We start from the raw sequence: 24,530 nt of genomic DNA, 5'->3' as shown, positions 1-24,530 counted from the left end.
TAATTTTTGCAGATGATAAGTAAAAAAACTGTTATGGACTGCAACACCTCCGATTATCCACAATGCAAGCACTGATAACAACAGCGCCGGGCATCGCCCAGGCCTGGAGACGAAGACAGGTGAATGCAATGACGAAAATTACCCCTCCGCCGCAATGCAGCTTTGAACCCGATGACTGGCTGCGCCTGGCGCAATATTGGCACCCGATCGCCATTTCCTCTGAAGTGACCAACGCACCGCAAAAGGTGACGTTGCTGGATGAACAACTGGTGATCTACCGCGTGAAAGACAATGTGGTGGTCGCACGGGATATCTGCCCGCACCGGGGCGTGCCGCTTAGCCTATCAACGCACGATAGCGAAGGGATTATCTGCCCGTATCACGGCCTGCGCTTTGGTGAAAACGGCCGTTGCAACCGTGTGCCTTCCAGCCCGGATCAGGCGATCCCTGCCAAACTGCACTTGCTGACCTTCCCGGTGGCCGAGCGCTATGGGCTGGTGTGGACCTGCTTGGCGCCAGCGGAAGATGAAATGCCGGCGCTGCCGACCATGCCGCATTGGGAAGATGAAGGTTTTCAACAGATCGTATGCCCGGCGTTTGATGTTGCCGGCTTTGCCGGGCGCCAGGTAGAAGGCTTCCTCGACGTGGCGCACTTTGCCTGGATCCACACCGAAACCTTTGCCGATCCGGAAAACCAGGTGGTGCCGCCTTATAACCCGGTGGAAACGCCATACGGTTTCAGCGTCGACTACTGGAGCACAGTGGGCAACTACCCGGCCAGCTCGGATTACCGCGCGCCCGAAGATTTTAAATGGTTACGACATTTTGAAATGCACCTGCCGTTTACCGCCACGCTGACCATTCACTTCCCGGGCGATGCGCGGCTGGTGATCATGAACGCCGCTTGCCCGGTCTCCGCCAGAAAAACCCGGCTGTTTGCGCCGATTACGCGTAATTTTGACCAGCATATTCCGGTGGAAGATGTGCACGCTTTCAACCTGAAGGTGTTTGAAGAAGATCGGCTGATGGTGGAAACCCAGCGCCCAGAGCGTTTGCCGTTGGATCTGACGCTGGAGGCCCATATCCCGGCGGACCGCAGTTCGATCGCTTACCGCCGCGGTTTGAAGAAACGGGGCTTTGGCGAGTTTTTCCTGGCATAGGAGGAAAGGGCAATGGATACGCTGAACGTGATTGTCGACGCTTTATCACGGCAAGGCCGCGGCAACATGGCGCTGCGGCTGGTGGCGGAAAACGGCGAACCGTTGCCCGCCTGGCAGGCGGGGGCGCACATTGATGTGCACCTGCCGCAAGGGATCGTCCGCCAGTATTCGCTGGCGGGCAACCCGGCACGCCGCGATCATTACCTGCTGTGCGTTAAAAAAGAGGCCGCATCGCGCGGGGGCTCGCGCTACCTGCATGAAACGCTGCGGCTGGGGCAGCGGTTGACCATCTCGGCGCCGCGCAATGTGTTCCCGCTGGCGCCGGCCGGCCACTATCTGCTGCTGGCCGCCGGCATCGGCATCACGCCGCTGTTGGCGATGGCGGAAGCGCTGGATGCCGCCGGCACCCCGTTTGAGCTGCACTATTATGTGAAACAGCGTGGCGACGTGGCGTTCGCAGAACGGCTGGCGCAAGGGTTCCGGCATGGCCGCTGCACGGTATGGTCAGGCTGCGCCGGGCACAGCCCGCGCAAGGAACTGCCGCCGGGTTTGTATGCCCAGCCGGATGATGCGCGGCTCTATCTGTGCGGGCCGGCTGATTTCATGGCGCACGTCGCCCGGCAGGCAAGTGATCACGGCTGGCAGCCCGAGCAGATCCACACCGAGGCATTCTGTGCGCCGCCGCCGGTAGCACCGTCGGCGGATGAAGGGTTCAGCGTAACCTTGCGGTCAACCGGCGAAAGTTATCGCGTTCCCGCCGAGAAAAGCATTGCCTGCGTGCTGATTGAGAATAACGTGGATGTACCGCTTTCTTGTGAGATGGGGCTGTGCGGCGCCTGCCTGACGCCGGTGGTTGAAGGCGAAGTGGATCACCGCGATACGGTGCAATCCGACGAGGAAAAAACGGCGGCGCAGCAGCAAATTGCGCTGTGCTGTTCACGCAGCCGCAGCGCGCGGCTGGTGATCGATCTGTAATCAGGCCAGGTATTGCATGCCCGGCAGATTAACGGCCGGTACCCGGCTGTTTAAAAAGTGATACAGCCGGTCAATATTGCCCTTTTTCAGCGTATTTTCCGGCCACACCAGGTAGTAACCGTCGCCCGTGCCAGCCGCTTGCGCCAGGGGCGCAACCAATTGGTCTTGCTCCAGCGCCTGCGCGCACAAAACCAGATCGCCAATGGAGACGCCGTGGCCGCAAATAGCGGCCACGATGCCTTGCTCCAGGCTATCGAAAACTTTGCCCTTATGTATCTCCACCGCCATTTCCCCACCGGCTTTCTGCAACCAACGGCGCCAGTCACGGCGATCCGGCGAAGGATGGATCAGCTCGCAGAAGGGCAGATCCGCTAGCTTTTTCAGCGGGAAAGCGGGCGCGCACACCGGGATCAGCCATTCGTCAAACAGCGGCGCGCAGGCGGTGCCGGCACCGAAATCCCCACGCCCGAGCAGGATCGCGCAATCGTACGGCTCACTGAGAAAATCAACTTGATCCACATCCATCCACACGCTGGCGATCTGCACGTTCATCGTTGAGTTAATCTCATTCAAGGCCCGCATGCAGTCCAATAGCCAGCGCATGGTCAGCGTCGACGGCGCTTTGAGGCGCAAATCGTGAGTGTTGCTGCGGAAAGCCTCACAGGCGGTTTCCAGGGTGTGAAAGCCGGCGCGCAATTGCCCGGCCAGCAGCTTGCCGGCGGGGGTGGGCGCCACGTTTGGCCCGCGGCGAATAAACAACCGGCAGCCGAAATAGTCTTCCAGCGTTTTGACGTGGCGGCTAACGGCACTGGGCGTGATGGCCAGCGCTTCCGCTGCCAGCGAAAAAGAAGCGTGCCTGGCGGCGCTTTCAAACGCCCGCAGGGCATAAAGGGGAGGAAGTTTTGCCGGCATGTTGGCACCAATTGTGAGTTTTACTCACATTAGAGCGCACTTTTTTCCGTTTTTCAATCCGCGCGTGCCCACCGATAATCCGCTTCGCCGGCAGGTTAATTGCCGCCAGCGCCACCCCCTAAACATCACAAACCAGGAAAGGCCATGAACGCCCCATTGTTACTGCTTTATATCGCCTCGATTTTTATGCTGATTATTACCCCCGGCCCGGTGGTGGCGGTGGTGGTGGATACCGCCGCCCGCCATGGACGCAAACAGGCGATTTATACCAGCCTGGGTTCGAATATGGCGTCGCTGTGCCTGATCGCCGTAGCGGCGCTGGCTATCGCCGGCACGCTGACCATTAACACCACGCTGTTTATGCTCATCAGCCTGGCCGGTTGCCTCTATCTGGCCGCCGTCGCATTGCATGCGCTATGGGCTGGCAGGCAGACGATGTTGGATGAGGCACCCGCTTCTCGCCGCACGGATAGGGGCTTTTTGCGCGGTTTTATGGTGGGGATCGCCAACCCGAAAGACATCATTTTCTTCATGGCGTTTTTCCCGCAGTTTATCAACGTTACACGTGCATTCGGCAGCAGTATGGCCGTGCTGTCTGCGGTGTGGGTGACGATGGATTTGCTGATATTAACCGCCTATGTGTTTCTGGTGCGCGGGGCGTTTATGCGCCGCTACCGGCCGGCTATCGGCGTGGTATCGTCAGCATTTTTACTTATTATCGCGGCAGTGGGGTTTGCCTATACGCTGTTTGCGTGGGTAAGGCTGTGAGGCGAATGTGTCCAGCCTGCATAAACGGCCGGGTTGCCGCCGTTTATGCAGGGCTGGTGCAGGGCTAACGGCGCCCGCGCAGGTTAGTGTTGGACGACCAGACGTAAGTGGCGGTGGCATCTGGCTTGAACTTATTCTTTTTCTTTTCCGCCCGGGCTTTTTTAGCCAGGGCTTCGCGTTCACTCATTAATTTATCAATGTAATCGTCTTTGATACGGTTGTTCTCAGCGTTGGTCAGCGGGCGGCCGTGTTTTTTCCTTTCCTGATCGAGCAGTGTTTTAAGCTGACGCTGTTCGCTTTCCGTCATGTCTTTCTGTGTCAATCTGGGCATAGTTTTGGCCTGTTCGCGGAGTTGAGGCTCTTATTATAGAGGAAACGCTTGGTTTTGTTTCCTGCGACTTCGCTTAACCGTCAACTTTCGCCCAGCATCACCGCCACCTGATGGGGTTTGCCGTCATCCACGAGCCGGAATGCCAGCCCCGGTTGCGGCACGCCGTCCACGCTGATTTGGCCTTTGCCGCTGCCTTGCACCAACGTGATGTGGTATTCACTGCCGCCTTCGCGGTAGCTGACGGTGACCTGCGGCCAATGCGCCGGCAGCCGGGTTTCAATTGCCAGCATATCGCCCTGGCGTTTCAGCCCCAGCAGCGATTCCAGGATCAGACGGTACAGCCAGCCGGCGGAGCCGGTGTACCAACTCCAGCCGCCGCGCCCGGTATGCGGCGGTTCGGAATAGACATCGGCACTGATGACATACGGCTCCACTTTGTAACGTGCAACCGCGCTTTTATCCTGGCTGTGCACGATCGGGTTAATCAGATCCAGCAGTTCCCAGGCCCGTTCGACGTTGCCCATTTCCGCAAAGGCCATCACGGCCCAGATGGCGCCGTGGGTATACTGGCCGCCGTTTTCACGCACGCCGGGCAAATAGCCGCGAATGTAGCCGGGATCTGGGCCTTCGCCGTTGAACGGTGGGGTCAACAGCTTGATCAGCCCTGCGTTGTCATCCACCAAGTGTTCGTCCAGCGCCTGCATCGCTACGGCATTGCGCGCTGTGTCGCCGGCGCCGGACAGCACCGCCCAACTTTGCGCGATCGCATCAATCCGGCACTCGGCCGAATGCTGTGAGCCCAGCGCCGTTCCGTCGTCAAAATAACCGCGCCGGTACCAGGCGCCATCCCAGGCATGGTCAGCAAGGTGTTGCCGCAGTTGATCGGCCTGCTGCCTGCACAGGGCGGCCAAATCGCCGTCGTTGCGCCGCGCGGCCAGAGCACCGAAGCGTTGCAGAATGTGAAACAGGAAGAAACCCAGCCACACGCTTTCCCCGCGCCCTTCAAGGCCAACCCGGTTCATGCCGTCATTCCAATCGCCCGATCCCATCAGCGGTAGGCCGCGCTCACCGAAGCGCAACCCGTGTTTCAGCGCTCTGGCGGCATGTTGATACAGGGTTTCTTTCACCGCGCTTTGCTGCGGCTGTTCGTAGGTGGATTCCTCACCCGGCGGTACCTGCCGGGCCTCCAGGTAAGGGATGGACTCGGCGAGGATCCCGTCGTCGCCGGTTGCGTCCAGGTAGTGGCAAACCGCCAGCGGCAGCCAGAGGTAATCATCGGAACAGCGGGTGCGCACGCCGTTGCCCTGCGGCGGGTGCCACCAGTGCAGGACATCGCCCTCAATGAACTGGTGTGAAGCACACAGCACAATCTGTTCGCGCATTCGTTGTGGCAGCACATGACTCAGCGCCAGAATGTCCTGCAACTGATCGCGGAAGCCAAACGCGCCGCCGGACTGATAATAGCCGCTGCGCGCATAAATTCGGCAAGAGAGCGTTTGATACAGCAACCAACCGTTGGCCAGCAGATCCACCTGCGGCTGCGGGGTATGAATTTGAACCTTGCCGAGGATATCGCGCCAGGAGGTCTTCACCTGATCAAGCGCGCTCAGCAGCACATCTTCTTGCAGGTATTGCCGCAGTAACGCCTCTGCCTGCTCGGCGTTAGCGCCGATCCCCAGGGCAAACACCACGCTGCGTTGGTCGCCATCGATAAGCGCCATGGCGGATTGCGCGGCACCGCAAGGATCCAGGCCGGCGCCGGTATTGCCGGAGAGGCGCCGCCGCGTGAGGGCCTCGGGCTTTGCCAGCGTGCCGTTGCGGCCGATAAACTCACGCCGATCGCCGGTAATGGAACAATGGGCGCCGCTGACGCCGAAGAACGCGGTGCGTTCGTTACCATTGCCGCCGTAATGGTTAGTGGCCAGGATCCCACAACCGTTATGCGCGTCGGCACCCCGTGTCGCGATGTGCATAGCTGAATTTTGCCGCAGATCGCCGAGGATGAACTCCATATAGCCCGTCGCGGAAAGCTTACGCGTGCGCCCCGACAGGTTGGTCAGTGTCAGCAAAAACAATTTCACCGGCGCCGCTTTGGCGACAAACACCGTGAGCTGCGAATCGATGCCGTTTTCCCGGTGCTCGAATACGCTGTAGCCAAAGCCGTGGCGGGTGAGATAGCCGCCGTTTCCCCGTGCCGGCAGCGCGGTCGGCGACCAGACATGCCCGTTTTCTTCATCGCGCAGATAGAAGGCTTCGCCGCTGCTGTCGCTGACCGGATCGTTGTTCCACGGGGTTAAACGGTATTCGTGCGCGTTTTCAAACCAGGTGTAGCTTTGGCCGCTTTCCGATACCACGCTGCCGAAACCTGGGTTGGCGATCACATTGGCCCACGGCATTGGGGTGGCGGTGTTGGCGCCCAGCGTGATGATGTATTCGCGCCCGTCCGGCGAAAACCCGCCGGTGCCGTTATAAAACTGCAGGTTGCCCACTGCCGGCAGCGGCGGGCGGGGCAATTCTTGCGGCAAAGGGGCCACGGTCGGTAACCGGGTCGAGGCAGAGATCAACGCCAGCGAGCGCTGCTGCGCGGGCGAAACCTGCAGGCGCTGCTGGAGCTGCGCAGCCAGTGCCCCCTGGCGGTCGTCCAGGTAGATGCGCGCAACGCTCAGCAGCAGCGTGCGATCTTCCGCCGCCAAATGCTCGCTGGAGCGTACAAAGATGCCGCCGGCGCGCTGCGTATGTGCGCTGGCGACGCCCGCCGAAATCAGCGCCATGATGTCATTTTGCAAATCCTGCCGGTAACCGCCCGCGGTCTCGTTGACGATCACCAGATCCACCTGCAGGCCCTTCATCTGCCAATAGCTATGCGCCTGTATGAGCTGCTGTACTAGGGCGATGTTTTCGCTGTCGGTCACCGTTAATAACACGATCGGCAGATCGCCCGAGATCGCATGCCCCCACAGGCCGGACTGCCCACGGCGGTTACGGCTGATATCGCCCTGCGCCGCGCGCATTTCCGGGCCAGGGAAAATGACCGCGCCGGCAAGGCGGTTGTACAGATTGGCTTCTTCCTCATTGATGTTCAATTGGCGCAGCACTACCTGGCTGTGTGACCAGGCCAGCTCAAAGACGCGATCGGCCAAGTGGCGATCGCGGTATTTCTCGAGCATGCCGAGGCCACCGGCGCGGCTTTCGCTAACGCCATAGAAAATATCCAGCGTAACCGGGATATTCGGCTCAAGCAGCACACGCTGGCGAATGGCGATGACGGGATCGAGCACTGCGCCGGCACTGTTGGACAGCGGCCCATTTTGCTGGAGAGCCTGCGGATTGGCGGCGGTGCGCCCGCGGCCGATAAATTTGGCACGATCGGTTTCGAACGAGACGCTGCCGCGCGGTTGTTGCACCGTCATCATGTGCAACAACCACGGGGATTGCTCATGAGGTTCGCGTGGGCGGCGGTGGCACAAAATCGCATCCTGTTCAGCCAACAACTCGGTTTGCACAAACAGATTGCTGAATGCTGGGTGGGCCAGATCGTTGTTAGCCGGCGCCAGCACCACTTCGGCATAGCTGGTCACTTCGATCAACCGGGGCTGTTTGCCGTGATTGACCAGCGTTACGCGGCGCAGCTCAATATCGTCTTCCGGCGATACCACCACCTGCGTTTTCACCGCCAGGGTGCCCAGCGTGCGCTGGAATTTGGCGCCGGCATCGTTAAACACGGCGTAATCGTTTTGCGCCGCGCCGCCGAGCGGCTGCCAGGAGTTGCTCCAGGTTTCGCCGGTTTGCGGATCCTTGAGGTAGCAAAATGCGCCCCAGTTATCGCATGTGGCATCTTCCCGCCAACGTGTCAGCGCCAGGTTCTGCCAATAGCGGTAGCTGCCGCCGGTTTGGGTCAACATCAGGCGATAATTGGCGTTGGCCAGCAGTTGCACTTCGGGGATGAGCGAATCCAGATGGGTGAATTCACGTGCTGACACGCTTGCCGGTTCCCGTAGCCCGTCGTTCGCCTCGAATTGGCGGCGGTTGCCGTACAGTTCTATCGCATCCGGCACGCGTTCTTGCAGCAACAGGCGCGCCGACTGGAATACCGGCGAACTGGCGAAACGGTCCACCATCGGGGCGTTCAGCAACAGATGCGAGAACGCAAGCAAGCTCATGCCCTGGTGGTGGGCCATATAGGAACGCACCACCACAAAGGATTGGCCATGGCTGAGGCGGGAAGGGGTATAGTCCAGCGCTTCATAAAAACCGTAGCGCCCGCGGGCGCCATGGCTCTCCAGCGTAACCAGGTTGCGGTATGCGCGCCTGGCATCCACCATCAGCGCCATCACCGTGGCATAGGGCGCCACTACCATATCGTCGCTCAGCCCGCGCCTTAACCCCAGGCCCGGTACGCCAAAAGCGTGGTATTGGTAATTTTGCTGTGCGTCGAAGCCAAAGTAGCCAGACTCAGAAACGCCCCAGGGCACCCGGTATTTTTTGCCCCAGTCGATTTGCCATTGCACGGCGGTGCGGCACATTTGCGCCAGCAGCGAGCCGGGATACGCCGGCATCACCAGTTGCGGCATCAGGTATTCAAACATTGAACCGCTCCACGACATCAGCGCGGGCTGGCGATCGAGCACGGTGAACAACCGCCCGAGCGCATACCAACTGCGCTGCGGAATCTGGTTGGTGGCAATGGCGACGTAGTTGGTTAAGCGGACTTCAGAAGCCAGCAAATCATATTTGCCGCTGTCCGGCCGGTTTTGCTCGCAGTTAAAACCGATGGTTAGCAGGTGAGTGGCCTGGTTATAGAGGAAGCCGAAATCCATTTGCGCCATCTGCGCCAGCTTTTGCTCCAGCGCCGCCAGGCGTTGCAGGCAGTCTTTGGCCTGCATGCCGGCCTGTATCAGATACGCCTGCCGCTCGACGGAAAGCGCCAGCCCCGGCGGTGGGGCGGCTAACCAGGCCAGAGTGGGCAGCGGTTCCTGGTGCGTCTCTTCGCCGTCGAGCCAGCTATACCATTGTGGCCATGCCTGGCAAAGCGCCTGCAATTCGTGATCCAGCGCATTGGCCCAGTGGTGGATAGCGGCAGGTTGTTCCTGGGCGGCCTTTTTGAGCTCTGCGCCGTCATGGCGCATGGCTTCCAGCAACGCCATCAGCGTGCCGGGAGGCGTTTGCAGGGCTTCGGCCCAACGCTGGCGCAGCGCCGGCAAGGCCTTGGGCGCGCTGCTGCCCCAGTGCTGCTCCAGCAGGCCCAGCGTGTCTGATAGGCCGTTGAGCATCCGCTGCGGATCGATGGCTGGCTGCTCGCGCAACGCTGGCAAGCCGGCGCGCAGCGTCAGCAGGTGGCCCGCCAGGTTACCGCTGTCGACGCTGGAAATGTAACGCGGCGACAGCGGTTCTAAGCTGCGGGTGTCATACCAGTTGTAAAGATGGCCGCGATAGTGCTCCAGCCCGCTGACGGTGGCCAACGTGCGCTCTATACGCTGGATCGCCGCCGCCAGGGTGAGATAGCCGAAATCGTAAGCGGTCAGATCCGCTAATAGCGCCAGGCCGATATTGGTTGGCGAAGTTCGGTGGGCGATTTTGGTCGCCGGCATTTCCTGCACGTTATCCGGCGGCAGCCAATTCTCTTCTGCGGTAACAAAGGTGGCGAAAAAGTCCCAGGTTTCACGGCTGAGCCGGCGCAGGACGGTGCGCTGCGCCAGGCTCAGCGGGATGGCCGGGCGCACCGGCGGCCGGCTGAGAAGGCAAGACAGCAGGGGTGCCAACGCCCATAGCAGCGCCAGCGGCAAGATCAGCGCCAGCAATGGCCCGTGATACAGAACGCCGGCCAGCAGGAGCAGGGCCGCTGCCAGCGGGTTCGCCCACATGACGCGGTAGAAATTGGCGGCGGTGATGCGGTTAAGGTTGATGCTGTGCGCATAGCTGGCCCACTCTTGCAGATTGTGTTTACTCACCCCCATTCGCCACAGGGTAATGGCAATGGCCCGCAGGCTATACCAGGCCTGATGGGGCAATACGGCCAGCGTTAACACCAACTGGAGCAGATTGCTCCCGACACTCTTGACGGTCAGCCACAGGTGGCGGGCCAACGGGCGATAAGATGGTTTTCGCAGGCCATCCTGCAGCAAGCTGAGTAGCGCCGGCAGTAGCGGTGGGAGCAGGAATGCCATGAGCCAATAACCGTTGATCGGCAGCCAGACGGCGCTGAAAAACAGTAGCGCCATCAAACTGGGCGCCACCAGACTGCGGCGCAGATTATCGAAAAGTTTCCAGCGCGACAGCATGCTCAGCCGGTTTTTCACGTACGCGCCGCTTGCCGTTTTTATCGATGGGCGCAGCCAGTGCAGCAGTTGCCAGTCCCCGCGGATCCAGCGGGTGCGGCGCACCACATCCACTAAATAGCTGCTGGGATATTGCTCATACAGCAACACGTCGCTGATTAATCCCGCGCGGGCATAGCAGCCCTCAAGCAGATCGTGGCTCAGAATGACATTGTCCGGACAGACGTCGCGCAGCGCCCGCGCGTAAACATCAACGTCATAGATGCCTTTGCCGATGAACGAACCTTCGCCGAACAGATCCTGATAAATATCGGAAGACGCCAGTGTATAAGGATCGTTCCCCGGCGTGGCGCTGCTCAGGGCGGCATAGCGGCTTTGGCCATAGCGCGGGATTTCCTCCGCCATGCGTGGCTGGAGGATGGCATAGCCATTAACCACACGCCGGCTGGCTTCGTCATAGCGCGGCTGATTGAGTGGGTGCGCCATGGCGGCGATCAGTTGGTGGGCCGTATCGCGCGGCAACACGGTATCGCTGTCTAACGTAATGACATATTTGACGTTTTTCAGCACTTCCAGCCCAAAGCCGATCTGGGTTGAAAAGGCATTGCCATGGTTGCGCAGCCAGTCGTTAAGCGCATTCAGCTTGCCGCGCTTGCGTTCATACCCCATCCAAACCTGCTGCATGTCATTCCATTGGCGCGAGCGGTTGAATAAAAAGAAGTGGCTGGCGGCCTGGCCGGGATAACGGGCGTTAAGCGTTTCAATATGATGAACCGCATAATTGAGCAATGCGTCATCGTCGGCACGCTGTTGCTGCGGCGCATCGGTAAAATCAGTCAACAGCGCATAGTGCAGGTGGGCCATATCATTGCCCAGATAGCACACTTCCAGGGTATTAATCAGTTGGTCGATGGCGCTTTTACTGCTAAGCAGCGTTGGCACAGCGATCAACGTACGGCATTCAGCAGGGATGCCGGCAGAAAAGTCCAGCCGCGGCAGTGACTGCGGCGCACGGCTATGCCCGGTGATATTGCCAAGCGCGTTGAGAAACAGCTGGCTGAACACGATAACCAACGGCACCGCCAGCAGCAGTAGCCAGAAATAGCTGATGCCGGCGGCATGGCCCTGGCTCAGCAGTTCGGCGCAGCTGGCGGTGGTGAGCAGGCTGAGACTGCCTAACCAGGCAAGCAGCGGCATTTGGCTAAAGGCGTGGCGGACACGGGTGACAACGCCAAGCTTCACCCCCAGCCGTTGTTCCAGTGCTTTGCGGCCTTGGGCGATCAGATAGTAGCCAACGTGTGCGCTGCGTTGCGGGGCATCGGGTGTTTGCTCCGCCTGTTGCGCCATATCCAGCGTTTGCCGGGCTATTTCTATTTCGCTATAGGGGCAGTGGCGCGCCAGCATCTCTATCACATGGCGGTAGCGATCCCGGGTATTGAAGTGCATCCGGCTATAAATTCCGGTGGGATCTTTTTGCAGGATGCGTTCCACCTGGCTTAGCGTTTCCACGAACTCCGGCCAATCCATCTCGCTCAGTTGGCGCAGCCCGGTGATGCTGTTACTCACCGACAGTTGATTGGCCGCCAACTGCTGATTAAAACGGTGCACCAGTTCGCTGGAGGTCAGTTTGACTTCGGTGAGCCGTTGCTCAACCCAGGTGAGCGGCAGCGCCAACATAGTGCCGTGCCCCTGCAGGCGGCGTACCAGTTCGGCGACGAAGGCGCTGGTGCGCGGCGGGTTGGAACGGGCCATATCGGCGATCACCACGATCAGGTTGGCGGGATCGTTGGCGGCGGCTTCCTGCATTTTGGTCACCCAGCTATCCGCCAGGTTACGCTCCTGCTGTATCTGCGCCACTTCCACTGCCACCCGGCGGAGATTTTCCAGCAGCGCCAACCGCAGCATGCCGGGGAGCGCCCACAGTTCACCCAGCTTCAGGCTGGTTTCTTTCTGGTATGCGGCGATATAGCGCGCCAGGTTCTCGGCGTCCCAACGGCCATCGCCGTGCGCTATCGCTTCGGTGGCGATATCGTATATTCGTGGGCAGCCATGCGGTGGGGCGAGCTGCGGCAAACCACGGCCGAAGTTTTTCGGCAAATGCTGCCTGACCGCCCTGATCTGTTCTTCGATAATGTAAAAATTATCCAGCAGCCAGTTGCCGGCCGGCGTCATATTGGCTTTGTTGCACTGGCTGAGGGTTTGGCAACTGTCAACCAGCACCCGTTCGTTATCATTCAGGCGCTGGAGCAGATAGTAAGGGGTTTTGTGCGTGGTCAGCTTATGCGAACGGGCCAACCGCTGGCCGTGGCGCTCCATTTGGTCGACGGAAAATAGCTCGGCCTGAATGGTATCGGCGCTGGTTTCCCGCGTGGCTTGATGGGCTTTTGCCAGCGCTTTTTTCTGGCGAAATATGTTCAGCCAGTTGATGCGTTTTTCTTTCACGAATTAATACCTGTATCTGACCCAAAGGACAGCCGGTTATCACCGTTGGGAGATCGTGAACATCTTGATATCACAGCCAATTCATTTTGGCGGGAGAGGGCCGTAGGATACGTGGTTTTTTATATTTTTATTTTTAGGTTGAACGCAATAATTTGCGGATCAACCATCATGCTGCTTTTAAAGACCGGCGGCTCATTATGGCAATTTGGCATATTCTTCCGCCAGGGCGTCGTAAATAGGGCGAAAGCGTTTTTGAATCAGCAACGCTTGCCCTTCACGCGCGGCCATTACGCCGGAAAGCAAGATACATGTCTGTTTGAAAAGGAAAATTTTAAATTCTTCGTCCGTCATCGCCGGCTTTGTGGACAGCGAGGGTTCTTTTGATAAGGCTTTTAACGGCGCGAAAAGCTTATGAATAGTGTCTTTATTCTTCACCTGGCAGGAAAAAATGACCGCATTTCGGGCAAATCAGCGTGATATTTTTACGCATTTTGCGGCTGCTTTGCTCGGTAATAAAAGCGCAATGCGGGCAGGTGACTTTAACTGATGTGTCACTAAACATCTTAAGGGCATCAAAGATAGACATATCTTGTACCTGATAGATGTGTGGGCAATTAGTATACACCTAAGGCGGCGCTAAAACCGATTTATCTTCCTCTGTTGGAAGGACAGGATAGGGGCACGGCATGATTGCCGTGCTATTTTTCGGGCTGCGCAAATAGGGCGGTAAATAATTGGCGGTACAGCCGTTGCAGTTCAGCGCCGCTGTCGCCGCGCGCCTGGCGAATCCGGCGGCGCAGCAGGGTGCCGTCGCACAACACCGCCATCAGTTCCCCGCGCGCGGCGATCTGCTCGTCCGGTAGCCAGGGATAGTGGGTCTTCATCAGCGTGCAGCCTTCCTGCATCATGCGTTCATCGGCGCGCAGCAGTATCCCGGCGATGCGTGGGTTGCGGACCGCTTCAGCGCTGATTTCCAACAGTAAGGCTTCGTCATCTTCCAACAGTTGCGAATCTTCCTGCGGGGCTGAGAACATCGAACCGGCGGCGGACAGCGCTTGCGCCATGCGCTCCAGATCGTGGTTGATGTCCAGCATCAGGTTAACGCGCCGAAACACGATGCGTTGGACGATCTCCTCGACAATCTCTTCCTTGTTATGAAAGCAGCGGTAGATCTGGCCGGCGCCTAACTGCGAAAGGCGCGCAATATCGGCAATGGAGGCGCCGCGCAGCCCTTGGCGCTGAAAGCAGATACGCGCTGCGTCGATGATCAGACTGCGGCGCGCTTCAAGGCGGGATTCTCGGGTGTTTTTATCGCTCATGAGGAAAATGCCAGTGGTGATTGTTGGAAAGCGTGAATGGCGCCTGCGGTTGCCGACACCATTCACCGATGTGTTGCGCTACGGTTTCCAGCCGCCGCCCAATACTTTATACAGCGTGATCTTCTGGGTCAACGAACTCAACTGGGTCGCGATCTCGGTTTGCTGCGCCTGATACAACGAACGCTGAGCCACCAACAGATTCAGGTAGTTGTCCACGCCCTGCCGGTAACGCAACTGCGCAATGTCATAATAGCGCTGGTTGGCCGCAGTATCCTGTTCACGTGCGCGCAGCTCATCCTGATAGGTGGCCTGGCCCGCCAACGCATCCGAGACTTCCCTGAACGCCTGCTGGATCGCTTTCTCGTAGTTGGCGATCTCGATGCGCTTGGACACTTCGGCCACCTCCAGGTTGGCACGGTTTTTACCGCCATCGAAAATGGGCACGCTGATGCTGGGAATAAACGACCAGGCGGCGGTGCCCCCTTCAAGCAGGTGGCCCAGGCTATCAGAGGCGGAGCCGCCGGACGCCGTCAGGCTGATGCTAGGGAAGAAGGCGGCGCGCGCCGCGCCGATATTGGCATTGGCCGCCTTGAGCGTATGCTCGGCCGCCACGATGTCCGGCCGCCGGGCCAGCAGATCGGAGGGCAGGCCGGCCGGCAGCGCCGGCAAGCGCCAGTCACGGTTCAGGCCGGCGTTGTTCACCAGCGCGTTGGGCACCTCGGCGCCCAGTAACAGGCGTAGCGCGTTGATATCCTGGCGCACCTGACGGCTGTATTTGGCCACATCGGCTACTGCGCTTTTCAGTGCGGTTTCCGCCTGCGCCAGATCCTGTTCGGTGCTGGCGCCGTGATCGTAACTCAGTTTGGTCAGGTTATAGGAGTTTTGCTGGCTTTCGGCGGTCTGGCGCGCCAGGCGGAGCAGATCGCTATCGGCGCAGAGCGTCAGGTAGCTGGTGGCGACGTCCGCCACCAGGCTGATCTGCGTCGCGCGCGAGGTTGCTTCGGTAGCAAGGTAGGTTTCCAGCGCCTGATCGCGCAGGCTCCTTACCCGGCCAAAGAAGTCCAACTCCCAGGATGTTACCCCCAGATTGGCCTCGTATTGCTGATAGGTGACAGGGCCGGTGGACTTGGTGGAGTACAGGTTGCCCGGCAGGTGCGCGGACGTGAGGCTGGCGCCGGCATCTACCGTCGGCAGCAGCGCGGCCCGCTGGATGCCGTATTGGGCGCGGGCGCTCTCAACGTTAAGCGCGGCGACCTTCAGATCGCGGTTGTTGGCTAATGCGAGCTGAATCAGCTGGTGGAGCGCTGGATCGGCAAAGAACTGTTGCCAACCGATAGCTTCCGCCGTGGCGGCCGCGCCGCCGGCTTCTTGCCACTGGTTAGGCACCGGCATCGCCGGCCGGTCGTAGTGGGGCTGCAGGTTGCAGCCCGCCAGCGCCAGAACCAGCAGCGCCGGCGCTAATCTGTGCAATTTATGATTCATCATGCGGGTGGGGTTATTTGTCTTCATGCTGCTTTCCGTTATCGGGTGCTGCGAGGGTTTTCGCCTGGCGACGGCTGAACAACCGAACCACCACCACGTAAAACATCGGGACGAAAAAGATTGCCAGGAAGGTGGCGGTCAACATACCGCCGACCACGGCGGTGCCGATCGAGTGCTGGCTGCCGGCACCGGCGCCGCTGGCAATCGCCAACGGCAGCACGCCCAGAACGAACGCCATCGAGGTCATGATGATCGGGCGAATACGAAGCCGCGCCGCTTCAATTGCGGCCTGCACGATATCTTTACCTTCCCGCTCATGCAGCTCTTTGGCGAATTCAACGATCAGAATGGCGTTCTTGGCCGCCAGGCCCACGGTGGTCAGCAGCCCCACCTGGAAGAAAACATCGTTGGAAAGCCCGCGCATCAATACGGCGGCGATGGTGCCCAATACCCCCAGGGGGACAACCAAAAGCACCGAGAATGGAATCGACCAGCTTTCATACAATGCGGCCAGGCACAGGAACACCACCAGGATCGACAGCGTATAGAGCGCCACGGTCTGCGAACCGGCGGTTTGTTCTTCATAAGACAGGCCATGCCATTGGATCTGGAAGCCGGTAGGCAGTTTGGCGGCGATCTCGTTAATCGCTTTTACCGCATCGCCAGAGCTATAACCCGCCGCCGGCGCCCCCATAATATTCACCGATTCCACACCGTTGAAACGTTCATAGCGTGGTGAGCCATAGGTCCATTCACCGCTGCCGAAGGAGGCGAAAGGCACCATCTGGCCGCTGCTGTTGCGGAAATACCACTGGTTTAAATCTTCCGGCGTAACCCGCGAGGCAGCCCGGCCTTGCAGATAGACTTTTTTAACGCGGTCCTGATAGATGAACTGGTTGACGTAGCTGGAGCCCCAAGCGGTAGACAGGGTGTCATTGATGTCTTCCAGGCTTAGCCCCAACGCGCGGGCGCGTTCATCGTCGATGTTCAATTTATACTGCGGTTCATCGCTCATCCCGTTGTGGCGCACCATGCTCAGACGAGGATCCTGATTTGCCAGTGACAGGAACTGGTTCATCGCCGCCACCAGGGCGGTATGACCTTTCGCAGAGGTGTCCTGCAGATAGAAATCGAAACCGGTGGCGTTGCCCAGTTCCATCACCGCCGGCGGCACCAGGGCAAACGCGACGCCGTCTTTCAACGTGGCGAACCGCTGCATGGCTCGCCCGGCCAGGGCCTGCACGCTCTGTTGCGCGCTGCTGCGCTCACTCCAGTCTTTCAGGCGCACGAAGGCCATTGCGCTGTTTTGCCCACGGCCAGAGAAGCTGAAGCCATTGGCGGCGAACACTGAACTGACGGTATCTTTTTCTTCGGTCAACAGGTAGTGGCTCATCTCGCTCAACACCTGCTGGGTGCGCGCCGCTGAGGCATTCGCCGGCAAGGTGACCTGCATCATCATCGTGCCCTGATCCTCATCAGGCAGGAAGGTGGTCGGCACGCGGGTAAACAGGTAGCCGGTTGCCGCGACGATAAGCACATAGATCAACAGGAACAGCCGGCGTTTGCTGATCACTGAATTTACGCCGCGCGTGTAGTGCAGCGTGCCGTTGTCGAACTTGCGGTTAAACCAGCCGGCGAAACCGGTGGTGGCATGTTCGCCCGCGCTGGGCTTGAGCAGGGTGGCGCACAGCGCCGGGGTGAAGATCAACGCCATCAACACGGAAAGCACCATCGCCGAGACTATGGTGATGGAGAACTGCCGGTAGATAATCCCGGTCGAGCCGCCGAAGAACGCCATTGGCACCAATACTGCCGATAGCACCATGGCGATACCGAACAGCGCGCCCTGGATTTGCTCCATCGACTTGATGGTGGCTTCTTTCGGCGGCAGCTTCTCCTCGTGCATCACACGCTCAACGTTTTCCACCACGACGATGGCGTCATCCACCAACAGGCCGATCGCCAGCACCATACCGAACATGGTTAAGGTGTTGATCGAATAGCCGAAGGCATACAGCAGGCCAAAGGTGCCGAGCAGTACGACGGGCACCACCAGGGTGGTCACCAGCGTGGCGCGCAGGTTCTGCAGGAACAGCAGCATGACGCAGAATACCAGCACAATGGCTTCAAACAGGGTTTTGACCACTTCGTGGATAGACGCGCTGACCACTGGTGAAGTGTCGTAGGGGAATTCTACGCTCACGCCGGCAGGCAGCGACGACTTCAGGTTATCGACGGTGGCACGCACGGCATTGACGGTATCCAGCACGTTGGCGCCGCTGGCCAGGCGCAAAGCCATACCGGAAGACGGCTTGCCGTTAAAGGTGGAAGAGATGCTGTAATCTTCCGGCCCCAGATCAATATTGGCCACGTCTTTGAGCCGCACTTGCGAACCGTCGCTGTTGACCTTCAGCAAAATGTTTTGGAACTGCTCGACGTTTTCCAGGCGGGTTTTGCCGATGATGGTAGCGCTGAGTTTGGCGCCCTCGACCGTTGGCAGACCGCCCAGTTTACCGGAGGATATCTGCACGTTCTGTTGCGAAATGGCCGTGCTGACATCGCTTGGGATCAGCGAATATTTATACAGTTTGGCCGGATCCAGCCAGACGCGCATCGCATATTCCGAGCCCATTACCAGAAAATCGCCAACCCCTTTGGTACGCGCGATGGGATCTTCCAGGCGGGAAACCAGCAGGTTGCTGAGATCGGAATCACTGAGCTTGCCGTCTTCGGAAATCAGGCTGACGACCAGCATAAAGTTGGCCTGATACTTCGCTACCCGAATACCCTGTTGGGTAACTTCCGAAGGCAACTGCGATTCCGCCAACGAGACTTTATTCTGCACCTGTACCTGGGCGATATCCGGATCGGTGCCTTGCTCGAAGGTGGCGATAATGGTGGCGCTGCCGTCGCTGTTGCTCTGCGACTCGATGTAACGCAGGTTATCGATACCGTTCAACTGCTGCTCAATGACCTGCACCACGGTTTTTTGCGTGGTTTCGGCGCTGGCGCCGGGGTAGGTCACCGAAACCGAAATGGCCGGCGGCGCGATATTGGGGTATTGGTTGATCGACAGGTTAACAATGGACAACCCGCCGGCCAACATGATCACCAGCGCGATGACCCAGGCGAAAATGGGGCGCTCGATAAAAAACTTCGACATGACAGGCTCCCTATTGTGCCGATGGATCGGTCATGGACAATGACACTGTCGGCGCGGCCACCGTATTCTCGCTGCGTTCATTCGGCGTGACTTTTACGCCGGCGCGTACTTTAAGCAGCCCGGAAACCACCACTTTCTCCCCGGCGTTCAGGCCGCTGATAATTTGACATTGGCCATCGTGCATTTCGCCGGTGGTGACGCTGCGTTGCTCGATGGTGTTATCGGCCTTGACGACATAAACGTAAGGGTGGCCTTTGGTATCGTGGCTGACGGCCTCCTGCGGCACCAGGATGCCTTGTTTCTGCACCCCTTGTTTCAGCAATGCATGGACGAACATCCCCGGCAACAGCTCACGATCGGGGTTAGGGAAGGTTGCGCGCATGGTGACCGAGCCTGTGCCCTGATCGACCGTGACTTCAGCGAATTCCAAGCGGCCTTCATGCGGATAGCTGCTGCCGTCTTCCAGCGTGAGCTGCACGGCGGCTTCATGATTGTTGAGCGCGCTCAACTGGCCCTGCGCCAGCGCTCTGCGCAGGCGCAGCATGTTTTGCGAAGACTCGGTGATATCCACATAGATGGGATCCAGTTGAGAGATACTGGTGAGGTTGCTGGTCTGGCCGCTGGTTACCAGCGCCCCTTCGGTAAACTGGGAACGGCCAATGCGCCCGCTTATCGGTGCGCGCACCTTGGTGTATTCCAGATTGATGCGTGCCGATTCCACATCCGCCATGGCCTGTGCGGCGGTTGATACGGCATCGTCGTAGGTTTGCTCACTCACCGCATGGGCCGCGGCCAGCGGCTTATAGCGCTTAACCACCGCCTGCGCGTTGGTCAGGGTAGCCAGGGATTTATTGTAGGCGGCCTGATAGGTGGCAGGATCGATCTGGTAAAGCTGTTGGCCTTCTTTAACTTCCGACCCTTCCGTGAACAGCCGCTTTTGGATCACACCGTTGACCTGTGGCCGAACTTCCGCGCTACGTACGGCCACGGTGCGGCCGGGCAGTTGGCTGGTGATGGTGATGGGTTGGGCATGTAATGTGACGACATCAATCTGTGGCGCGGAAGCACTCTGGCTGGCGCTCGTTGCCGAGCGATCGCAGGCGGTGAGCATGAGACTGATACAAATTACCGATAAAGTGTGGCGCATAGCATTAATTTTTCCCGATGCAATTAATGAGAATTGGTATTCTCAAAAATTATGCGGGAACGGGAATTTCTTTGTTATAAGAAGGGAGTAAGTAATTCGTTGGCTAATGTTACATATCTTTTCAGAGGGTGTGTGACGGCATTAACTTGCCTGGTAGGGCGATGATACGCGATAGCGGGTTACTCGCAGTATCCGCATAATAGTGCGGTTTTGCTGTAGCCCCGCGTGGGGCAGTTTGGGTATCGAAAATTATTGTACGCTAAGACAGTTTTTTGTACTTTTCGACGATACCGGGATTAGGCTTGTAGAGCCGTTATTTGAACGCGCTGATGATTTTGAAGCGTAACGGGCATCAGACAAAGGAGTTGCAGATATCATAACCAGGATGATTAGGTAGTCATGATGACAATTATTAAACGAATGCTTGTGTGGTTATGTTGTCAATTATTTTCGCTGTATGGCCCTCCGCTTTGCATTATCATATTCGCATTAATACAGGGGTACTTCTTTCTTGATAGTCACATTTGGCCTGTAGGATTATTCACTATATTCATAGTATTTATATTTGCTCGTTACGTGAAAGGGTAAATGCTTCAATTTAATTAAAATCGATAGTAGTACTGATCGTCTTACTGGAACCCCGGTGAGCGCATGGTGCGCCCACCGGGGTGGTGGTTAGTTAAGATCGAAACGGTCCAGATCCATGACTTTGCTCCAGGCGGCAACGAAGTCATTGATAAACTTCTGCTTTCCGTCGTCGCTGGCGTAAACTTCCGCCAGGGCGCGCAGTACGGCGTTGGAGCCAAAGACCAGGTCTGCCCGGGTCGCGGTGTATTTTATCTCGCCGCTTTTACGATCGCGCCCTTCGAACAGTTCCGCTGTGCTATCCACAGGCTTCCATTCGGTGCGCATGTCCAGCAGATGGCTAAAGAAATCATTGCTAAGCACGCCCACGCGGTCAGTAAACACGCCGTGTTGGCTGCCGTCGAAGTTGGTACCGAGGACACGCAAGCCACCGATCAAAACAGTCAGTTCCGGTGCAGTCAGCGTCAGCTGTTGCGCCTTATCAATCAGCAGCGTTTCAGTTGATGAGCCGCCCTGAACGCGCCGGTAGTTACGGAAACCATCGGCGAGCGGTTCCAGCAGCGCGAACGATTCAACATCGGTCTGATCCTGGCGCGCATCAACCCGGCCAGGCGAGAAGGGCACATGCACCTGAACGCCGGCCGCTGCGGCCGCTTGCTCAATACCCACCACGCCAGCCAGCACGATAACGTCGGCCAGCGATGCTTTGCCGGATGCCTGCTGGATTGCTTGCAACTTCGGCAAGGCACTGGTAGCGATAACGTTGACTTCCCATTGTTTCTGCGGCGCCAGCGCCAACCGTGCGCCATTCGCCCCGCCGCGCTTGTCGCCGCCGCGGAAGGTAGAGGCCGAAGCCCACGCGACGGAAACCAGTTCGCTGACGGACAGCCCCGATTCGGCGATGGCCGTTTTCAGGCCGGCGATATCGGCTGGCGTTGGGTTGTGCACCGGCGTTGGCAGCGGATCCTGCCACAGCAGATCTTCTTTCGGCACTTCCGGGCCCAGGTAGCGTGCTTTCGGCCCCATATCGCGGTGGGTCAACTTGAACCAGGCGCGGGCGAAGGCTTCATTGAACGACTGTGGATCGTTGAGGAAGCGGCGTGAAATCCGTTCGAATTCAGGATCAAAACGCAGCGTCAGATCGGTAACCAGCATCGTCGGTTTGCGCTTTTTCCCCGGGTTGAACGGATCGGGGATGATTTCCGGCGCATCGGCCGCCTCGTACTGGATTGCACCGGCCGGGCTACGCGTTTGCACCCACTGATATTTGAACAGGTTTTCGAAGAAATAGTTGCTCCACTGAGTGGGCGTTTGTGACCAGACTACTTCCAGGCCGGACGTGATCGCATCGGCGCCAGCGCCGCTGCCGTAGCTGTTGGCCCAACCCAGGCCTTGCGCTTCCAGCGGTGCCGCTTCCGGTTCAGGGCCAACGTGCTCGTCGGTGGCCGCGCCGTGGGTTTTCCCCAGCGTGTGGCCGCCGGCGATCAGCGCGACGATTTCTTCATCGTTCATGCCCATGTTGCCGAAGGTTGCGCGAATCGCCGGCGCGGCCGAGGCCGGATCGCCACTGGCGTTAGGGCCTTCCGGGTTAACATAGATCAGCCCCATTTCGGTGGCGCCCATCGGGCGGTTGGCCAGGCTTTCTGGGTGGCGGTGCGCCAGCCAGGTTTTTTCGCCGCCCCAGTCGACGTCCAGATCGGGTTCCCATACGTCTTCCCGGCCGGCGGCAAAACCGAAAGTGCGGAAACCGGAGTTTTCCAGCGCAACGTTGCCGGCCAGAATGAACAGATCCGCCCAGGATATTTTCTGGCCGTATTTCTGTTTGATTGGCCACAGCAGGCGGCGGGCTTTATCCAGGCTGGCGTTGTCTGGCCATGAGTTGAGCGGGGCGAAGCGTTGCTGGCCACGGCCAGAACCACCGCGGCCGTCGACAGTGCGGTAGGTGCCGGCGCTGTGCCAGGCCATACGGATAAACAGGCCGATATAGCTGCCCCAGTCGGCCGGCCACCAGTCTTGTGAATCGGTCAGCAGGGTTTTGATATCGCCTTTCAGTGCGAAGTAATCGAGCTTGCTAAATTCTTCACGATAATTGAAATTTTCGCCTAAAGGATTGGAACGGTTGGAGTGTTGGTTAAGCAGGTCTACGCGTAACTGGTTCGGCCACCAGTCGCGGTTGGTGGTGCCGCTGCCAGCGCTCTGTTGAGAGGCGCTTTGGTGGAAGGGGCATTTTGCAACAGATGCGTCTGTTTGCGTTTCGGTTGGATTGCTCATTGCGGGCTCCGTGTGCTTCCTATGAATGCCACTACAGTATCTGTTGTTTATGATAAGAGAAACTTGAATCAACCTACGGATTCGATAGTTGTTACCTTTTTAATTGGCGGGAAGTTCAGGGACGGTATTGCAGGAATGCACCGCTGCGAATTCAGCATGCATTCCCGTTGTAGAATAACGATTTACGGTTAGCTGCCCCAGCGGCTTCTAAGGTAGCTGACGGCTTCCTGGGTCTGCGGCTGGTTGAGATAATTTTCTCTGAATAAAATCGTGCCTTTAATTTGTGGCATGGATTCGTTCAGATCGAGCTGTTTTTTCAGCTCCGGCACACCGCCATTGATTGCCCAGTCCGGCTCATTCTTTGAAGGCTCACCCACTTTGTACAGGGCTATGCCGATATAAAGGCGAGTATTGGTGGTTTTCACCACATCCGCCCACCAGTTTGCCAGCACATCATAACGCGCCGCGCTGCGTGAGAACGGCCAATACAGCTGCGGGGCAACGTAATCCAACAGCCCCTGTTGCACCCAGCGCCGGGTATCGGCATAAGATTCATCATAGGCGGCTGCGCCGCGCGTATCGGAGCCTGCCGGATCGTGCGAACGGTTGCGCCATACTCCAGCAGGGCTGACGCCGAATTCCACGTTGGGCTTCAACTGCTTGATGGTATGCGAAACCTGTTCAATCAGCTGTTGTGTGTTGTGCCGCCGCCAGTCGGCTTTTGAGCTGAAGCCTTGGCCATATTTCTTGAAGGTTTGGCTATCATTGAGGGCCGAACCCGGTGATTCGGCATAGAAATAGTCATCAAACTGCACGCCATCAATGGGATAATGGGCAACCACCTCGGCCACGATACTGGTGATCCAATCGCGCACCTCAGGAATGCCGGGATCAAGCACAAAGCGCTCGCCCGCCGTGCGCACCCAGTCGCGATGCAGAACAAACACGCTGGCCGGGTTCTGCGCCAAAGTGCGGTTCAGTTCGGCAACGGTTTTCGGTTTGGTATTGACCGATACGCGATAAGGATTAAACCAGGCATGAACTTTCATGCCGCGTTTGTGTGCTTCATCCAGCATAAACTGCAACGGATCGTAACCTGGATCCTGGCCGATATTGCCGGTTAGCATATCTGACCACGGCAAAATTTTAGAGGGCCAGAGCGCGGTGGCATCGGGTTTGACCTGGAAGAACACGGTATTGATGCCGACGTTTTTCAGTTTATCCAGCTTGTTGATCAGCGCTTGCTGCTGCTGGCTGATGCGAACGGCGCTGCTGCTGGCGTTAACGGATGCCACCGGCGGCCAGTCGAGGTGGGAAACGGTGGTCAGCCAGATACCGCGCACTGGCTGTTGGCTTTTCGGCTGCTGTGGCTGCGACGGCTTGGCCGCCGGCGGCGGGGTGACAAGGGATGCTGGCGGTTTGGAGGAACACCCCGCAAGCAAAAGTAGCGCCGTGGCGACCAGTGCGCCTGGCGTGATAACGGCCGTTAAACGGGAAAAGCGGGGGGAACGGGCGATGATAAACTCCGGTGCTTTCTGCTAGTCATTCGCGAAAAAACATTCTCTTATTATCTGGGATAAAGTCAATAAGTTACCGCATATGGGGTTGGGGGGAGGGATCATGGAAGCTGTTTTCTGTTATTTGACTTATGTTGAATAGAAAACTAGTTCAATAAGAGGAGTATATCTATCATTAACTCA

Annotated in this window: 14 protein-coding genes; 3 read left to right on the top strand and 11 right to left on the bottom strand. The window is 58.4% G+C overall.

The features are described from left to right. The first annotated feature begins 128 nt into the window (after nucleotides 1-128). Nucleotides 129-1,160 (top strand): aromatic ring-hydroxylating oxygenase subunit alpha, encoded by a 1,032-nt coding sequence (locus tag AC559G_RS17855; RefSeq protein ID WP_498913569.1) that lies wholly within the window; start codon nucleotides 129-131, stop codon nucleotides 1,158-1,160. A gap of 12 nt (nucleotides 1,161-1,172) precedes the next feature. Continuing rightward, entirely contained in the window at nucleotides 1,173-2,135 is a 963-nt protein-coding gene (locus tag AC559G_RS17850; protein WP_498913566.1) for a PDR/VanB family oxidoreductase, read from the top strand. Here the strand turns inward: AC559G_RS17850 and AC559G_RS17845 are convergent, their stop codons facing one another. Next, nucleotides 2,136-3,047, bottom strand: coding sequence for a LysR family transcriptional regulator (locus tag AC559G_RS17845; protein ID WP_498913564.1), 912 nt, complete (start codon nucleotides 3,045-3,047; stop codon nucleotides 2,136-2,138). A 144-nt stretch (nucleotides 3,048-3,191) separates the two neighbouring features. On the opposite strand from AC559G_RS17845, the gene AC559G_RS17840 reads away from it, so the two are divergent. Then, entirely contained in the window at nucleotides 3,192-3,815 is a 624-nt protein-coding gene (locus AC559G_RS17840) for a LysE family translocator (RefSeq protein ID WP_498913562.1), read from the top strand. A gap of 64 nt (nucleotides 3,816-3,879) precedes the next feature. On the opposite strand, the gene AC559G_RS17835 is transcribed toward AC559G_RS17840, so the two are convergent. The 10 genes from AC559G_RS17835 to AC559G_RS17790 form a co-directional block, all read right to left on the bottom strand. Beyond that, a complete protein-coding gene (locus AC559G_RS17835) occupies nucleotides 3,880-4,146 on the bottom strand; it encodes a YjbD family protein (protein ID WP_095848702.1) in 267 nt (88 codons plus the stop codon). An 80-nt stretch (nucleotides 4,147-4,226) separates the two neighbouring features. Then, nucleotides 4,227-12,863, bottom strand: a complete 8,637-nt coding sequence (locus AC559G_RS17830; protein ID WP_498913560.1) for a GH36-type glycosyl hydrolase domain-containing protein — start codon at nucleotides 12,861-12,863, stop codon at nucleotides 4,227-4,229. A gap of 195 nt (nucleotides 12,864-13,058) precedes the next feature. Further along, nucleotides 13,059-13,298, bottom strand: a complete 240-nt coding sequence (locus tag AC559G_RS17825) for a hypothetical protein (protein ID WP_498913558.1) — start codon at nucleotides 13,296-13,298, stop codon at nucleotides 13,059-13,061. After that, nucleotides 13,288-13,449, bottom strand: a complete 162-nt coding sequence (locus AC559G_RS17820) for a YnfU family zinc-binding protein (protein ID WP_279022800.1) — start codon at nucleotides 13,447-13,449, stop codon at nucleotides 13,288-13,290. The genes AC559G_RS17825 and AC559G_RS17820 overlap by 11 nt, the downstream gene beginning before the upstream one ends. A 112-nt stretch (nucleotides 13,450-13,561) precedes the next feature. Beyond that, nucleotides 13,562-14,182: a TetR/AcrR family transcriptional regulator gene (locus AC559G_RS17815; RefSeq protein WP_498913556.1), complete on the bottom strand. Its 621-nt coding sequence runs from the start codon at nucleotides 14,180-14,182 to the stop codon at nucleotides 13,562-13,564. Nucleotides 14,183-14,260: 78 nt separating this feature from the next. Further along, a complete protein-coding gene (locus AC559G_RS17810; RefSeq protein ID WP_498913670.1) occupies nucleotides 14,261-15,664 on the bottom strand; it encodes an efflux transporter outer membrane subunit in 1,404 nt (467 codons plus the stop codon). Between the two features lie 13 nt (nucleotides 15,665-15,677). Next, nucleotides 15,678-18,827, bottom strand: coding sequence for an efflux RND transporter permease subunit (locus AC559G_RS17805; RefSeq protein ID WP_498913554.1), 3,150 nt, complete (start codon nucleotides 18,825-18,827; stop codon nucleotides 15,678-15,680). 10 nt (nucleotides 18,828-18,837) lie between these two features. Then, complete coding sequence (locus AC559G_RS17800) at nucleotides 18,838-19,974, bottom strand: efflux RND transporter periplasmic adaptor subunit (protein ID WP_498913552.1); 1,137 nt, start codon at nucleotides 19,972-19,974, stop codon at nucleotides 18,838-18,840. A gap of 675 nt (nucleotides 19,975-20,649) precedes the next feature. Next, the gene (gene katG / locus AC559G_RS17795) at nucleotides 20,650-22,830 is read right to left on the bottom strand and encodes a catalase/peroxidase (RefSeq protein ID WP_498913550.1); all 2,181 of its coding nucleotides are present in this window, start codon (nucleotides 22,828-22,830) and stop codon (nucleotides 20,650-20,652) included. A 188-nt stretch (nucleotides 22,831-23,018) separates the two neighbouring features. Next, the gene (locus AC559G_RS17790) at nucleotides 23,019-24,308 is read right to left on the bottom strand and encodes a glycoside hydrolase family 10-like protein (protein ID WP_498913668.1); all 1,290 of its coding nucleotides are present in this window, start codon (nucleotides 24,306-24,308) and stop codon (nucleotides 23,019-23,021) included. Nucleotides 24,309-24,530 lie beyond the last annotated feature (222 nt).

It is taken from the genome of Gibbsiella greigii (assembly GCF_039540155.1).
Taxonomy (GTDB): Bacteria; Pseudomonadota; Gammaproteobacteria; order Enterobacterales; family Enterobacteriaceae; genus Gibbsiella; species Gibbsiella quercinecans.
The sequence above is the reverse complement of the archived record's forward strand: the minus strand, read 5'-3'. Positions and strand labels throughout refer to the sequence as shown.

Bases quoted from the DNA above. Each gene is read 5' to 3' on its own strand.
- AC559G_RS17815 (WP_498913556.1), bottom strand. From the start codon at position 14,182: ATGAGCGATAAAAACACCCGAGAATCCCGCCTTGAAGCGCGCCGCAGT.
- katG (WP_498913550.1), bottom strand. From the start codon at position 22,830: ATGAGCAATCCAACCGAAACGCAAACAGACGCATCTGTTGCAAAATGC.
- AC559G_RS17850 (WP_498913566.1), top strand. From the start codon at position 1,173: ATGGATACGCTGAACGTGATTGTCGACGCTTTATCACGGCAAGGCCGC.
- AC559G_RS17805 (WP_498913554.1), bottom strand. From the start codon at position 18,827: ATGTCGAAGTTTTTTATCGAGCGCCCCATTTTCGCCTGGGTCATCGCG.
- AC559G_RS17835 (WP_095848702.1), bottom strand. From the start codon at position 4,146: ATGCCCAGATTGACACAGAAAGACATGACGGAAAGCGAACAGCGTCAG.
- AC559G_RS17800 (WP_498913552.1), bottom strand. From the start codon at position 19,974: ATGCGCCACACTTTATCGGTAATTTGTATCAGTCTCATGCTCACCGCC.
- AC559G_RS17845 (WP_498913564.1), bottom strand. From the start codon at position 3,047: ATGCCGGCAAAACTTCCTCCCCTTTATGCCCTGCGGGCGTTTGAAAGC.
- AC559G_RS17820 (WP_279022800.1), bottom strand. From the start codon at position 13,449: ATGTCTATCTTTGATGCCCTTAAGATGTTTAGTGACACATCAGTTAAA.
- AC559G_RS17840 (WP_498913562.1), top strand. From the start codon at position 3,192: ATGAACGCCCCATTGTTACTGCTTTATATCGCCTCGATTTTTATGCTG.
- AC559G_RS17855 (WP_498913569.1), top strand. From the start codon at position 129: ATGACGAAAATTACCCCTCCGCCGCAATGCAGCTTTGAACCCGATGAC.
- AC559G_RS17810 (WP_498913670.1), bottom strand. From the start codon at position 15,664: ATGAATCATAAATTGCACAGATTAGCGCCGGCGCTGCTGGTTCTGGCG.